Source organism: Microbacterium sp. K41, from assembly GCF_004794395.1.
In the GTDB taxonomy this organism is placed as follows: domain Bacteria; phylum Actinomycetota; class Actinomycetes; order Actinomycetales; family Microbacteriaceae; genus Microbacterium; species Microbacterium sufflavum.
Genome location: NZ_SSDO01000510.1, coordinates 21,289 through 35,542 on the forward strand (window position 1 = coordinate 21,289; position 14,254 = coordinate 35,542).

The 14,254-nt window shown below is 70.0% G+C and carries 13 protein-coding genes; 9 read left to right on the forward strand and 4 right to left on the reverse strand.

Annotation, left to right across the window (positions count from 1 at the left end; all coding sequences use genetic code 11):
* Nucleotides 1-2: 2 nt before the first annotated feature.
* The 6 genes from DW309_RS17055 (at nucleotide 3) to mutM (ending at nucleotide 5,088) form a co-directional block, all read left to right on the forward strand.
* Complete coding sequence (locus DW309_RS17055) at nucleotides 3-2,177, forward strand: ATP-dependent DNA helicase RecG (protein WP_136046053.1); 2,175 nt, start codon at nucleotides 3-5, stop codon at nucleotides 2,175-2,177.
* 30 nt (nucleotides 2,178-2,207) lie between these two features.
* The gene (coaD, locus tag DW309_RS17060) at nucleotides 2,208-2,705 is read left to right on the forward strand and encodes a pantetheine-phosphate adenylyltransferase (RefSeq protein WP_136034542.1); all 498 of its coding nucleotides are present in this window, start codon (nucleotides 2,208-2,210) and stop codon (nucleotides 2,703-2,705) included.
* 114 nt (nucleotides 2,706-2,819) lie between these two features.
* The gene (locus DW309_RS17065; protein ID WP_136034620.1) at nucleotides 2,820-3,314 is read left to right on the forward strand and encodes a YceD family protein; all 495 of its coding nucleotides are present in this window, start codon (nucleotides 2,820-2,822) and stop codon (nucleotides 3,312-3,314) included.
* Nucleotides 3,315-3,316: 2 nt separating this feature from the next.
* Nucleotides 3,317-3,526, forward strand: coding sequence for a 50S ribosomal protein L32 (gene rpmF, locus DW309_RS17070; RefSeq protein WP_050721097.1), 210 nt, complete (start codon nucleotides 3,317-3,319; stop codon nucleotides 3,524-3,526).
* 10 nt (nucleotides 3,527-3,536) lie between these two features.
* A complete protein-coding gene (rnc, locus tag DW309_RS17075; RefSeq protein WP_136034544.1) occupies nucleotides 3,537-4,229 on the forward strand; it encodes a ribonuclease III in 693 nt (230 codons plus the stop codon).
* The gene (gene mutM / locus DW309_RS17080; protein WP_136034546.1) at nucleotides 4,222-5,088 is read left to right on the forward strand and encodes a bifunctional DNA-formamidopyrimidine glycosylase/DNA-(apurinic or apyrimidinic site) lyase; all 867 of its coding nucleotides are present in this window, start codon (nucleotides 4,222-4,224) and stop codon (nucleotides 5,086-5,088) included. The genes rnc and mutM overlap by 8 nt, the downstream gene beginning before the upstream one ends.
* A gap of 2 nt (nucleotides 5,089-5,090) precedes the next feature.
* Here mutM and DW309_RS17085 read toward each other — a convergent pair whose 3' ends face one another.
* The 4 genes from DW309_RS17085 to DW309_RS17100 form a co-directional block, all read right to left on the reverse strand.
* The gene (locus DW309_RS17085; RefSeq protein WP_136046054.1) at nucleotides 5,091-6,413 is read right to left on the reverse strand and encodes an FtsX-like permease family protein; all 1,323 of its coding nucleotides are present in this window, start codon (nucleotides 6,411-6,413) and stop codon (nucleotides 5,091-5,093) included.
* Nucleotides 6,410-7,105, reverse strand: a complete 696-nt coding sequence (locus DW309_RS17090; protein ID WP_136034550.1) for an ABC transporter ATP-binding protein — start codon at nucleotides 7,103-7,105, stop codon at nucleotides 6,410-6,412. Before DW309_RS17090 ends, DW309_RS17085 begins: the two co-directional genes overlap by 4 nt.
* Nucleotides 7,106-7,203: 98 nt before the next feature.
* Nucleotides 7,204-8,283, reverse strand: coding sequence for a GNAT family N-acetyltransferase (locus DW309_RS17095; protein WP_136046055.1), 1,080 nt, complete (start codon nucleotides 8,281-8,283; stop codon nucleotides 7,204-7,206).
* Nucleotides 8,284-8,414: 131 nt separating this feature from the next.
* Nucleotides 8,415-8,699 carry a hypothetical protein gene (locus DW309_RS17100; protein WP_136034554.1) on the reverse strand — a complete coding sequence of 95 codons (285 nt, stop codon included), beginning with the start codon at nucleotides 8,697-8,699 and terminating at the stop codon, nucleotides 8,415-8,417.
* A 550-nt stretch (nucleotides 8,700-9,249) separates the two neighbouring features.
* Between DW309_RS17100 and smc the strand changes: the two genes are divergently transcribed.
* The 3 genes from smc to DW309_RS17115 are packed head-to-tail and all read left to right on the forward strand — an operon-like array spanning nucleotide 9,250 to nucleotide 14,250.
* Complete coding sequence (gene smc / locus DW309_RS17105) at nucleotides 9,250-12,798, forward strand: chromosome segregation protein SMC (protein ID WP_136046056.1); 3,549 nt, start codon at nucleotides 9,250-9,252, stop codon at nucleotides 12,796-12,798.
* Nucleotides 12,799-12,833: 35 nt separating this feature from the next.
* On the forward strand, nucleotides 12,834-13,706 hold the full coding sequence (gene ftsY, locus DW309_RS17110; RefSeq protein ID WP_136034558.1) for a signal recognition particle-docking protein FtsY: 873 nt from the start codon (nucleotides 12,834-12,836) through the stop codon (nucleotides 13,704-13,706).
* A 43-nt stretch (nucleotides 13,707-13,749) separates the two neighbouring features.
* The gene (locus tag DW309_RS17115; RefSeq protein ID WP_136034560.1) at nucleotides 13,750-14,250 is read left to right on the forward strand and encodes a DUF2004 domain-containing protein; all 501 of its coding nucleotides are present in this window, start codon (nucleotides 13,750-13,752) and stop codon (nucleotides 14,248-14,250) included.
* Nucleotides 14,251-14,254 lie beyond the last annotated feature (4 nt).

Genomic DNA, 14,254 nt, shown 5'->3' on the forward strand with positions numbered 1-14,254 from the left:
GCATGTCGCTCACGCTCGAATCCTCGCTGGAGGAGGCCATCGGCGCGGCGTCGGCCAAGACGCTGGGTCGCGCCTTCGGCATGAAGACCGTGGGCGATCTGCTCGGCCACTATCCGCGGCGCTATGCGGATCCGGGTGAGCTCACGCCGATCCGCGATCTCCCGATCGGCGAGACGGTCACGATCGTCGCCGAGGTGCTGTCGTCGAGCTTCCGTCGTATGCGCAACCGACCCGGCGCGATGGTGGACGTGGTGATCGGCGACGGGGTGGGTCGCATGTCCTTGACCTTCTTCGCGAAGAACATCGGTGCGGCCGAGTGGCGGTCGAACGATCTCGCCGTCGGCCGACGCGGGGTCTTCTCCGGCAAAGTGGGCGAGTTCAACGGCGTCACGCAGTTCGCGCATCCCGAGTACGAGCTGTTCGATGATGAGGATGCGGCGCGCCGTCGGGCCGACGCGCGGGCAGCGGTGCCCATTCCCATCTACCCGGCGACGTCGGCGATCCAGACGTGGCAGATCGCCCGCCTGGTCGGCCGCGTGCTGGACGGGCTGACCGAGGTGCCTGAGCCGCTGCCCGAAGAGGTGCGTCGCGGCGAAGAACTGCTCACGGCGCGGGAGGCGCTCGAGCGCATCCACCGCCCCCGCACGCGCAACGACATCGACCCCGCGGTGCGCACCCTCCGCATGCACGAGGCGCTGACCCTGCAGACGGCGCTGCTGCAGCAGCGCCAGGCGGTGCGCGCCCTGGCGGCCACGTCGCGCCCGGCGCACCCCGGTGGGCTCCTCGAACGGTTCGACGCTGCGCTGCCGTACACCCTGACCCCCGACCAGGAGACCGTGGGCGCGCAGATCGCGCACGACCTGGTCGGTGCGTGGCCGATGAACCGACTGGTGCAGGGCGAGGTCGGCTCGGGAAAGACCCTCGTCGCGCTGCGCGCCATGCTGCAGGTGGCCGAGAGCGGGGGACAGGCCGCGTTGATCGCCCCGACCGAGGTCCTCGCGGCCCAGCACCTGCGCTCCATCACGAAGATGCTGGGCCCGCAGCTCGCCCCGCTGCTGATGCCGACGCTGCTCACGGGTCAGCTCCCCGCGGCCGAGCGGCGCAGGGCTGCGCTCCGGGTCGCCTCCGGGCAGTCGCTCATCGTGGTCGGGACGCACGCGCTGCTGGGGGAGAAGACCACGTTCGCCGATCTCGGGCTCGTCGTTGTCGACGAGCAGCACCGCTTCGGTGTGGAGCAGCGCGAGGCGCTGCGCGCGAAAGGATCCAGTCCGCACGCGCTCGTCCTCACCGCGACGCCGATCCCGCGCACGGTCGCGATGACGGTCTTCGGCGACCTCGACACCTCGGTCATCCGCACGATGCCCGCCGGTCGCGCCGGCATCGAGTCGTACGTCGCTCCGCTGGCCGAGCATCCCGGCTGGTTCAACCGCGTGTGGGAGCGGGCGGCGGAGGAGATCGCGCAGGGTCGACAGGTGTTCGCGGTATGCGCGGCGATCGACACGGCGGCGAAGACGGCGGAGGCGGGCGAGCAGGAGCTTTTGGCGCCGGAGGGCGGGAAGGGGCCACGCTGGGGCGTCGTGCAGCTCGACGAGGCGCTGGCCACGCATCCGACGCTCGGCGGCCTCCGGCGCGCGGTGCTGCACGGGCGCATGCCGTCGGAGGAGAAGGATGCGGTGATGCAGTCCTTCGCCCGCGGCGACATCGACCTGCTGCTGGCGACGACCGTGATCGAGGTCGGGGTCGACGTGCCCAACGCCTCGACCATGATCGTGCTCGATGCCGACCGCTTCGGGGTGTCGCAGCTCCATCAGCTGCGCGGACGTGTGGGTCGTGGCGGCGTGCCGGGGTTGTGCCTGCTGGTCACCGAGGCCGAGGAAGGCTCCGTCGCGCGGGAGCGGGTCGATGCGGTCGCCGCGACCCTGGATGGGTTCGCCCTGGCCGAGGTCGATCTGGAGCTGCGGGGGGAGGGCGACGTGCTCGGTGCCGCGCAGGCGGGCGTGCGCTCGTCGCTCAAGCTGCTCAGGGTCGTGAAGGATGCGGCGCTGATCACCCGCGCGAGGGAGCTCGCGGAGGGGATCCTGTCCGACGACCCGGAACTCGCGCGCCACCCCGGTCTCCGCGACGCCATCGGTCGCCGCGTGACGGACGAGGACCGCGCGGCGCTGGCGAAGAACTGACGCCGTTCGGCCGTGCCCTAGGCTGGATGCATGAGCAGCAGGATCGCCGTCGTCCCGGGTTCGTTCGATCCGCCGACCCTGGGTCACCTCGATGTGATCCGCCGCGCGGCCGCCCTGTACGACGAGCTGCACGTGCTGGTGGTGCACAACCCCGGCAAGGAGGCGATGCTGCCGATCGCGCAGCGGCTGTCCCTGCTCGAGCGCTCGATCGCCGAAGACGGCATGCAGGGCAACATCGTGATCGGCTCCTGGAGCATGGGTCTCCTCGTCGACTACGCGCGCGACGTGAACGCGGGCGTGCTGGTGAAGGGGATCCGCTCGCAGGTCGATGTCGCGTACGAGTCGCCGATGGCGATCGTGAACCGTCACCTGGCCGACATCGAGACCGTCTTCCTGCTGCCCGATCCCGCGCACGCCATGGTGTCGAGCTCGCTCGTGCGCCAGGTCGCGTCGCTGGGGGGAGACATCGCGCCGTTCGTTCCGCCGGCCGTCGCGTCGTTCCTCGACACCGGTGCGCGCGGCCTCTGAGGCCGCCCGTCCGGCCCGGTCGCAGGGAGACCCCGGTAGCATTGAGGGGTGCGTTCCCGACTCAACAGCCCCTTCGTGCTCCCCGTCCGTGACATCGTCCGGCGTCCGGGGGAGATGCGCGAGCACACCTTCACGGTGACGCTCCCCGAGCAGTGGGGGGAGGGCATCGTGACCTTCGAGTCAGGCTCCGAGCTGGATCTCGACGTGCGTCTGGAGTCGGTTCACGAGGGCATTCTCGTGTCCGGTTCCGCGGATGGAGAGTACGTCGGCGTCTGCGGCCGCTGCCTCACCGACATCTCCGAGCCTGTCGAAGTCGAGTTCCAGGAGCTTTTCGCGTATCCTGGTGAGGAAGAAACTGACTTCGAGGTTCAAGACGACCACGTGGATCTTGAAACTCTCGTCAGGGATGCGGCCGTATTGTCGCTTCCATTTCAGCCGGTGTGTCAGCCGGATTGCCTCGGGCTCGACCCGGTCACAGGCGAGAGGCTGACCGAGAGCACCGGGACGGAGCAGGCCGCTCCCATCGATCCTCGATGGAGTGCGCTCCAGCAGATCACAGACCAAGACGGCACGGCAGAGAGCCGTGCCGCCGAGAAAGAAGAGAGCTAGTCATGGCTGGTAACCCCCCGAAGCGCAAGGTCTCCCGTTCGAACACCCGCTCGCGTCGCGCGCAGTGGAAGGCGGAGGCTCCGGCGCTCGTCAAGACCGTCGAGAACGGCAAGGTCGTCTACAGCCGTCCGCACCAGGCGAAGGTCGTCACCGACTCGCAGGGCACCGAGCTCTTCCTGGAGTACAAGGGCCGCAAGGTCGCCGACGTCTGAGTCGCGTACCGTGACGGAGGTCCCCGGGGGGACGAGACCTCTCCCAGCAAAGCTCCGCGTCGACATCGACGCGGAGCTTCTGGAGTTGGCGCTCACCCATCGCTCCTACGCCTACGAGCACGGCGGCATCCCGCACAACGAGCGCCTGGAGTTCCTCGGCGACTCGGTGCTGGGGCAGGCGGTGACGGTGATGCTGTTCACCACGCACCCCGACCTCGACGAGGGCGAACTGGCCAAGCGGCGGGCAAGCGTCGTCTCGACGGTGGCCCTGGCCGAGGTGGCCCGCGGTATCGACCTCGGAAGTCATCTCTTGCTGGGTCGCGGTGAGGAGCAGACGGGCGGTCGCGACAAGGACTCCATCCTGGCCGACACCATGGAGGCCGTGATCGGCGCCACCTACCTCTCCGCGGGGCCGGAGGCGGCGACCGAGCTGGTGCTGCGATTGACCGAGCCTCTGCTGGCGGACCCGGAGCGCTACGGCGCCGCGATGGACCCGAAGACCAGCCTGCAGGAGCTTGCCGCCCGGGTGGGTGCTACGCCGCCGCAGTACTCGGTCGAGGCGAGCGGACCGGATCACGACCGTCGCTTCACGGCCACGGTCGCCGTCGGAGACGTCGAGATGACCGGCACCGGAAGCAGCAAGAAGACCGCGGAGATGGCGGCCGCGCTCAGCGCCTGGCGCGTGCTCAACGAGCGTGCCTGAGCTTCCCGAGGTCGAGGTGGTCCGCGCGGGCCTCGCCCCGGCCGCGGTCGGCGCGACGATCACGGCCGTGAGCGTCTTCGACGAGCGCGCCCTCACCAGGCACACGGCGGGTGCTGCCGACTTCGTGCAGCGCCTCGAGGGGCGTGCCTTCACGGCGGCGATGCGTCGCGGCAAGTTCCTGTGGCTTCCCCTCGATGACGACGGGGAGTCGGCGCTGATCGCGCACCTCGGCATGAGCGGACAGCTGCTCCTGCGGGCTCCCGACGCTCCGTCCGAGCGCCATGAACGCGTGCGCCTCGGGATCGAGCATCCCGTCCACGGTGAGCTCGCGGTCGTGTTCGCGGATCAGCGCACGTTCGGCTCCCTCGCCGTCGATGCCTTGGTGGAGGACGGGCCCTCGCGCGTACCGACGCAGGTGGCGCACATCGCGCGCGATCCGATGGACCCGTTCTTCGACGACGACGCCTTCCGACTGGCTCTCGCTCGCCGGCACAGCGCGGTCAAGCGGGTGCTGCTCGACCAGGGCGTCGTGAGCGGTATCGGCAACATCTATGCCGACGAGTCGCTGTGGGCCGCGCGGATCCACCCCGAGACGCCGGCCGATCGACTCTCGACTCCGGCCGTGCACCGTCTGCTCACCGAGGTCCGCACCGTGTTGGCGAAAGCCCTCGCCGAGGGCGGGACCAGCTTCGATGCGCAGTACGTCAACGTGAACGGCCAGGCGGGGTACTTCGCCCACTCCCTCAATGCCTACGGCCGCGGCGGGGAGCCGTGTCCGCGGTGCGGCGGCGCCATTCGGCGGGTGTCGTTCATGAACCGGTCGTCCCACTTCTGCCCGACCTGCCAGCGCCGCCGCTGAGGTCACACCGGCTGGAAGGCTCGCCCGAGGAGCGGCCGCGTCGCCCAGGTGCTCGCCCACACCAGCCCGATCCCGGTGACGAGGACCACGGCGATGGTGGCGATCGAGACGGGCGCCGTGATCAGCGCGATTCCGAGCAGGGGGAACACGAGGAACGCGGCGCAGAGGGCGGAGCCGAGAGAGGTCACGAGCACCGGGGCGACGATGGAGCGTCGGCGGGCACGATCGATCATCTCCATCGGCATCCCCAGCTGGTGCAGGCTTCGGTGGAGACCTCTCTGATCGATCACGTCCGCAGCCTGATTGACGCCCACGGATGCCGCCACCATGAGGAACGATCCGATCAGGGTGATGATGAGTCCGGTGCGGATGTCGGCGGCGAGCGTCGCGTCGGCCCCGGATGCACCAGGACCGTCGATCTCCGCCATGAGCGCGACACCGGTCCCCGCGAAGACGGCCATGAAGCTCGCCATCGCGATGCCACCGACCTGACGCCACGCAGCTTTCGGCGCATCCAGGACGATGCGGGCCGAGAGCATGCGGTCGGGCTCCTGTGCCCGGCGCAGGCTCGTGCGTGCCCAGATCGACAGTGCCCAGGGGCCGACCAGGTTCAGCACGGCGAGCGCCGCGGCGTAGAGGCCGCACAGCACGATGACGGCGATCATCCCGCCGGCGATGGCGGGAACCGCCTTGATGAGCACGAAGGCGATCGCCAATCCCCCCACGGCGATCACCGCACGGATCCAGTGCATCTTGGTGACGACGGCCCGAGTGCGCACTCCCAGCGGCGAGATCACCACGCGGCGCAGACCGATGGAGGCACTCACCACGGCCAGCAGCAGCACCACGGCGACCACGAGGAGGATCGGAACGGGCGGCAGCAGCACAGCATCGAACCCGAGCGGTGCGCCGCGGAACGGGATCAAGCCGATGAGCGGACTGATCGCGAGGTGACCCGCCACCCCGATCACGGCGCCGACGGCTGCCACGAGCAGCGACTCCGCCACGGTGGCGACCGTCACCCCCGCGGGTGTGACACCGAGCAGGCGGAGTGTCGACAGCCTCTCGTCGCGACGGCGCGCTGATAGTCGGGCGGCCGCACCACCGAGGGACATCAGCGGCACGACGAGGAGAACGAGAGCGATGCCAGCGAGTGCCTGGTAGAGGGCAGCACTGTCATCGGACCACCGCCAGAACGACTGCGCACCGCCGATCACTGTCAGGACCAGGGTGGTGACGATGCCGAAGGCGACGACGGGGAGCACGAGGACGCTGTTCTCTCCGCGGGCTGGCCGCAGGAGGAGCGTCAGCACGCCGGCGTTCATGCGTCCACCGCCGAGGAGACGACGCGCCCGTCACGCACGGCGACCGTGCGGGTGCAGCGTGCCGCGACGTCGGCGTCGTGCGTGACCACCACCAGCGTGCGTCCCTGGCCGGTGGTCGACCACAGCAGTGCATCCATCACCTCTGCGGAGGTGTGCGAGTCGAGCGCGCCGGTCGGCTCGTCCGCGAAGACGATCTCCGCCCCCGTCGCCTGCGCGCGCGCGATCGCGACACGTTGCGCCTGACCGCCGGAGAGTTCACCGATGCGTCGATCCTCCATTCCCGCCAGTCCGAGCGCGGCAAGCCAGGAGGCGGCGTGCGGGATGGCATCCTTCTTCGCCACGCCGTTGATCATGGAGGCCAGGGCCACATTCTCGACCGCGGTGAGCTCGGGGATGAGGAGTCCCTGCTGGAACACGAAGCCGAATCGTTCGCGACGCAGGCGCGAGCGCGCGGATTCCCCGAGTGCGGTGACCTCGACGGGCCCGCCGGCGGACGGGTGGAACGTGACGCTGCCGGCGTCGGGGGCCGTGATGCCCGCGAGCACGTGCAGCAGAGTGGTCTTGCCCGATCCGGAGGCGCCCATGATGGCCACGGCTTCTCCCCGCTGCACGGCGAGGTCGATGCCGGCGAGGGCGCGCGTGGCCCCGAAGGTCTTGGTGAGAGCGTGAGCTTCGATCACGAATGCGTTCATGATTCCAGCCTTCCCGCGCGCGGACCCCACGTCGTCGGCCGTCCGGATGACCGTCCCGGAGCGGAGTCATCCAGGAGGATGACTCCGCTCCCGCGGGATCAGAGCTTCTTCTGCCACGCTCCCGCGTACGAGACCGGGCGGAACCCGATCGCCTCGTTGATGTCGAGCATCGGCCGGTTCTCCTCCGCGTTGAAGGTGGAGACCACGGTGGCATCCGGCACGAGCTCACGCCAGCGGAGCAGGTTCGCGCACTTCACGATCATGCCCAGACGATGCCCGCGGTGGTCCTTGGACACCAGGGTGCCGAACTGATGCGTGACGCCGGTGCGCTCCGCTCCGATGACCAGCTCGTTGTACGCGACGATGTCGCCGGTGGGCACGTGCTCCACGGCGACGACGGACACCGTCTGCCCGGCGCCCGTCAACCGTGCATCTCGCCGGGCCACCCGGTCGGCGTCCCAGACCTCCGCGACGAAGTCCATGTCGCCGCTCGGAGCGTCCGTCGACAGCCGCGCCAGCACCGCCGCGTACCCGGAGCGGAGCTCGGGCGGTGTGGGCAGCAGCCACTCCACCACGCGGTAGTCGGGTCCTGCCGCCTGCGTGGCCTCGGCCAGAGCGGCCTCCAGGGGAGCGAGGTCCGCGCGCAGGTCGAATTCACTGTTGCGCTCGACCTGCTCCAGCGTGAATCCGTGGGCGTCGACGAGGTCGCTCAGCGGCGTCGCCGGAATGCGGCCCCATCCGGTCCGAGGAACCAGCATGCGAGATGTCTCCTCCGGACGATGCAGGCTCCAGATCTGCAGCACGCTGCGCCCGCGGGACCGCGCCTCGCTCTCGGCTCGTGCGAGGAGCGCGTCTTCGATGCCTCGGCCCCAGTGTGCCTCAGACACGAGCAGGTCGACCTCGGCAGCGTTCGCGTCCGCCTCCTGCGCGAAGGACACCGTCACCATGCCCACGATGTCGGCACCGTCGCGGGCGACGAAGCCGAGGTCGAGGGAGTCGGTGTCGTCTTGCCAGCCCGGGAGCATCTGCGCGGCATCCGGCGCGAGATCCGGGATACCGACCTGCTCGTCGCAGATCTGCCGGTTGAGTTCGCCGTACGCGCGGAAGTCGGCGGCGTCGTCAGCGTCGAGCGCGGCGGGGACGGTCAGCGGTGAGATGGTCAGTTCCGCGATGGTCATGTCGGTTCCTTCGGGGTGGCGGGCGGCTGCGGGGGAGACGGCGAAGGGCCGTCCACGGTCTCCTCCGCCCACGGACGGGGCGGAGGAGACCGATGGTGCGGTGTCGACGGCGTGCGAAGCGGTCATGCGGATCAGCGCATTCCCCGCTGCATGTCGAACATGAGCATGGCGTTCGACTCCGCTGCGGAGCGGTGACGCTGCTCTCCGACGAGGAACAGGTCGGCCGGGTCGAGGGTCAGCCCTCGGCGCGGCCGCCGCGGCCGCTGAGCCCGCTGGAGCAGCCAGAGGCCGATCCGGAGGGAGAGGCGGTCGGTCAGACGGAGCTGTCGCCGTTCGTCGTCGCGGGGGAGGGGGAGGACCTCACGGTCCTCGATATCGGGCGGGTGGGTGGTGCTGCGGTACAGCGTGGTGTTCACGATGATTCCTTCGAGGTTGCGTGATGGGAGGGGGTGCGGAAGCACCGGCGCAGGCCGAGGATCCGGCCGGAGACGGTGCGGACGGTGGCGACCGCTCGGGGATGCGCTGACGCGAGAATGCGAGAGCGCGTGCCGAGGGTGGCGGGGAATCCATGACTCCGCGGTGCGGGTCAGAGGGTGGTGGCGCGGGGGAACCGGCAGGACGGATGGCCTCGGAGAGGCGTCACATCCCGGGCGACGGTTCTAGCAGATCGTGCCGAGGCGGTCGCCGGCGGTTACCGAGTACGCACGGTTCGGCGCGGTGTGCGCGGGCGCGGTGCGGCCGTTGGCCTTCGCGGTGTGCTGAGTGATCATCATCGGTAACCTCCTTTCGTGTGGCGATCCGGAGGCCAACCGTAGCGAAACTCTCAGCCGATCGTCAAGCATTTCGTGCTAGCGCCGGCGTGTCGCCGCCGGAGGAGCTCGCTCCGAGACCCGCGCGGGATCCGTGGGAATCCGCGCGATTCCGGTAGCGTAGCGACGTGATTCTCCCCCGACGAGCGGTGCCCGCATGCATCTGAAGAGCCTGACGCTCAAGGGGTTCAAGTCGTTCGCCCAGCCGACGAGCTTCGTCTTCGAGCCCGGCGTGACCTGCATCGTGGGTCCGAACGGCTCCGGCAAGTCCAACGTGGTCGACGCCCTCGCCTGGGTCATGGGGGAGCAGGGCGCGAAGACCCTCCGCGGCGGCAAGATGGAGGACGTCATCTTCGCCGGCACCTCCACGCGAGGGCCCCTCGGGCGAGCGGAGGTGCAGCTCACGATCGACAACGCCGATGGAGCACTGCCGATCGAGTACGCCGAGGTCACGATCAGCCGCACGCTGTTCCGCAACGGATCGAGCGAGTACGCGATCAACGGCGAGGGCTGCCGACTGCTCGACGTGCAGGAGCTCCTGAGCGACTCGGGTCTCGGCCGCGAGATGCATGTGATCGTGGGTCAGGGGCGCCTCGACACCGTGCTGCAGGCGTCGCCGGAGGATCGCCGTGGCTTCATCGAGGAGGCGGCGGGGATCCTCAAGCACCGACGCCGCAAGGAGAAGACTCTCCGCAAGCTCGACGCCATGGAGGCCAACCTGACGCGTCTGAGCGACCTGGCCGGTGAGATCAGGCGGCAGCTGAAGCCGCTGGGCCGTCAGGCCGAGATCGCCAGGGAGGCCCAGACGATCGCGGCCGTGGTGCGCGATGCGAAGGCCCGGCTGTTCGCGGACGACGTGGTCGCCCTGCGCACGGCCCTGGCCGACCACACCCGCACGGAGCAGGAGCGTCACACGGAGCGCCTCGTGCTGTCGGATCAGGCCGAGGCGGTGCGTGCGAGCATCGCGCGGCTCGAGAAGGACCAGAACTCCGTCGCCGTCGATGCGGCGCGCGGCGTGGCCTTCGGGCTCGAGCAGGTCCAGGAGCGCATGCGGGGGCTGTACACCCTCGCCAATCAGCGTCTCGCTCTGCTCGGCTCGGAGGAGGACGATGCCGCCGTGACCGCGGTCACGGTGACGCAGGCGACGATCGACGAGGCGAAGGACGACATCGAGACGATCTCCTCGGGGCTGGGCGATGCGCAGGATGCCGCGGTAGCGGCGAGCCGCGAGGTCATGCACGCCAGGGCGGAGCTCGACACGCTCGACGTCGACATCGCGGAGCAGAGCGCGCTCGTGTCGGAGTACGACATGCGCCTGACGGCCCTGCGCGGTACGGCTGATGCGGCGGCGTCGGCCCTTGCCGCGGTGCGTGGTGCCGTGCTGCGCCAGGAGAATGCGCTCGAAGCGGCGAACGAACGGCGGCGGGAGGCGGCGGAGGCACTGGAGGCGATCGAGGACGCCGAGGCACCGCAGGGCACAGCCGTCGAGCACGCTGCCGCCTATGAGAGCGCGCAGCGGGCGGCGACGGCGGCGGAGGCCGAGCGCGAGACGCTGCGCGAACGGCTCCACGCCGCGGAGCGCGAGGTCGACTCGCTCACGGCGAAGGCGGCGGCGCTGAGCAGCGCGCTGTCGCTGTCCGGTGGTGCCGCCGAGATCGTGAAGGCCGGTGGCGCGGGAGTCCGCGGACTGGTCGGCGACGCGGTGCAGGTCAGGCCGGGGTTCGAGGCGGCGATCGCCGCAGTCCTCGGTCCGCTCGCGGAGGGCGTGCTGATCGACAGCGCGGACGCCGCGTTCACGCTGGCGGCCCTGGCTGCGGCGGAGCGCCGTGGGGTCGTGGATTTCGTGGTGGCGGATGCGCTGCGCCCCGAGTCGACCGCGCCTCCCGTCGACGGTGTCACGTCCGCGATCGACGTGGTGACCGCACCCGACGGCGTCCTGGGCATCCTGTCGCATGTGCTGATCGCCGAAGACCTCGATGCGGCGCGCTCGGCGCGAGCCGCTCTGGATGCGCTGTCCGACACGCGGACGACGATCGTGACGACCAGCGGCGAGGTGATCACCGCGCAGACGCTGCGCACGGGCTCCGGTGGTGAGCGGTCGCGTCTCGAGCTCGCGGCCGAGCGCGACGCGGCGACGGAGCGGCTCGCCGAGATCCAGATCGTCGTCGACTCGCTCCGGGAGGCGCGGATCGAGGCGGACGAGCAGGTGGAGGCCACACGGCGTCAGGCCAAGGACGCGTTGCGGGCGCTGCGCGAGCACGATGCCGCCCTGGCCACGCACGCCGAGCAGGTCAACCGCGTCACGGTGCGGCACGAGTCCGCCGTGGCCGAGTGCGAGCGCCTGGAGTCGGGGCTCGCGCAGGCCCAGGCTGCAGTCGCGGATGCCGAGGCGAAGGCGGAGTCGGCCCGTGCGGAGCTCGACGAGGCCGTGGCCGCGCCGCGTCCCGTGCTGGACGCGTCTGCCCGCGACGGTCTGCTCGAGGCTCTCGAGCTCGCCCGCGAGGGAGAGGTGCGCGCGCGGCTCGAGGTCGAGACGCTGCGCGAGAGGGTGCGGGCGGCGCAGGCGAGGGTCGCGACGCTCGAACGGCAGCGCGAGCAGGAGCGGGACGCCGCCGCCGAGGCCGCCCGCCGTGCAGTGATCCGTCGGGCACAGCGGGAGGCCGCCTCCGGGGTGGCAGAGGAGCTTCCGCGCATCCTCGACTCGCTGGACCGCTCGGTGACCGAGGCCCGTGTGGCTCTCGCCGAGGCGGAGGCCGCCAGAGCAGCGCAGAACGAGGAGCTGGTGGCGCTCCGGAAGCAGGAGACGTCGCTGCGCGAGCGGCTCGCCGGCCTCACCGAGAGCGTGCACGGCCTGGAGCTGCAGATCCACGAGAAGAAGCTCCACCTGCACAGCCTACTGGAGCGTGTGTCCTCCGAGCTGTCGCTCGACGAAGATATTCTCGTTGCGGAATATGGGCCTGATCAGCTCGTTCCTCGCGATCCCGGAGTGGAGCCCCCTGCGGACGAACTGCTCGACGACACGGCGATCCCGTTCGATCGTCGTATCCAGCAGCGCCGGCTGGCCGAGGCCGAGCGGAAGCTCGCCCAGCTGGGCCGCGTCAATCCGCTCGCTCTGGAGGAGTTCGCCGCGCTCGAGCAGCGCCACGCCTTCCTGACGGAGCAGCTCGCCGACCTGACCCAGACCCGTCAGGATCTGCTGACCATCATCGCGGACCTCGACGAGCGGATGCAGACCATCTTCGCCAGTGCGTTCGAGGACACCAAGGAGGCGTTCGGCCAGGTCTTCCCGCTCCTGTTCCCCGGTGGGACGGGGAGCATCTCCCTGACCGACCCGGACAACATGCTCACGACCGGCATCGAGGTCTCGGTGCGGCCCGTCGGGAAGAAGATCGAGCGCCTGTCGCTGCTCTCCGGAGGGGAGCGATCGCTGGCCGCTGTCGCGCTGCTGGTGGCGATCTTCAAGGCGCGTCCCAGCCCGTTCTACATCCTCGACGAGGTGGAGGCGGCCCTCGACGATGCGAACCTCGGCCGGCTGCTCACCGTGTTCGAGCAGCTGCGGGAGACATCTCAGCTCCTGGTGATCACGCACCAGAAGCGCACGATGGAGATCGCCGACGCGCTGTACGGCGTCTCGATGCGCCAGGACGGCGTGTCCGCTGTCGTCGGTCAGCGCGTCGGTGACCGCGCGGCCGCCGCGGCGAGCTGACCGGCGTAGCGAACCGCTACCCGTAGGCTGGGGGGATGGCAGAGAAGTCCTGGTCTCTCGGTCGCGCCCTGCGCGGCATGTTCGTCAAGCCCACGATCGATGAGACGACGTGGGAAGACCTGGAGACCGCCCTGATCACGGCCGACTTCGGGCCGGACATCAGCGAGCGCATCGTCGACGAGCTCCGCGACAAGGTCGCGAAGTACCGCACGACCGACCCCCGCGACCTCCAGCGCATGCTGCGCGAGACGCTCGAGGAGCACTTCGCGAAGTTCGACACGACGCTCAAGCTCACCGAGCGCCCGGCCGTCGTGCTCGTCGTCGGCGTCAACGGGGTCGGGAAGACCACCACGATCGGCAAGTTCACCAAGTTCCTGCGCGGCTATCAGCGCAGCGTCGTGGTGGGGGCCGCCGACACGTTCCGTGCCGCCGCCGTGGACCAGCTCGCCACGTGGGCGCAGCGCGGAGGGGCGGCGATCGTCCGCCCGCAGCACGAGGGGCAGGACCCGGCGTCTGTGGCGTTCCAGACGGTGGAGTACGCCAAGCGCGAGGGCATGGAGATCGCGATCATCGACACGGCCGGTCGTCTGCACACCAAGGGCGGGCTGATGGACGAGCTCGGCAAGATCCGCCGGGTCGTGGAGAAGCAGGCCCCGATCAGCGAGGTTCTGCTGGTTCTCGACGCGACGACGGGGCAGAACGGGGTCATGCAGGCGGAGACGTTCCTGCAGCACGCCGGTGTCACCGGGCTCGTGCTGACCAAGCTCGACGGGTCGGCCAAGGGCGGCTTCGTTCTCGCGGTTCAGGAGCGCACCGGGATCCCGGTGAAGCTGCTCGGACAGGGCGAGGGCATCGACGATCTGACCGGTTTCACCCCGCACGTGTTCGTGCAGGCGCTGGTCGGCTGACACAGGGCTACCGCCCTGAGCACGAGGCTGGTTTCATAGCGTTATGGCGATCGAACACGACTACTTCGGACTGCTGTCGTCGGGCCCCGACGGCTCGATCTTCTGGTCGGAGACCGTCGAGCTCGGTGACCAGAGCGTGACGGTCGACCTCACCGCTCCGGACCAGGACGACGTGTCCGCTGATGCCCTCGACATCGCCGCCGCGCTGATCGCGGGACTGGAGAACGTCGACGCCACGGCCCGCCGCGGCATGTTGTCCGAGGTGGATGACCGGACGAGCGAGGTGACCGAGTACATCCTTCAGCAGCAGGAGGCCTTCGGCGACGACCTGCCGGACGTGCTGGTGGACGTGTCCGGCGATGCTGCGGTGGACATCATCCGCTCGCTACGCCTGATGAGCATGACGATCCTGGCGGACGAGCATGGCGGGTCCGAGCCCTTCGCGGTGCTCGAGTACGCGCTCGACGACAGTGCGACCGACGACGTGCTGCTCGTGAACCTCGGCTCGGACGGAAGCGTGCAGTCCGTGATGAGCGCTGACTGACCCG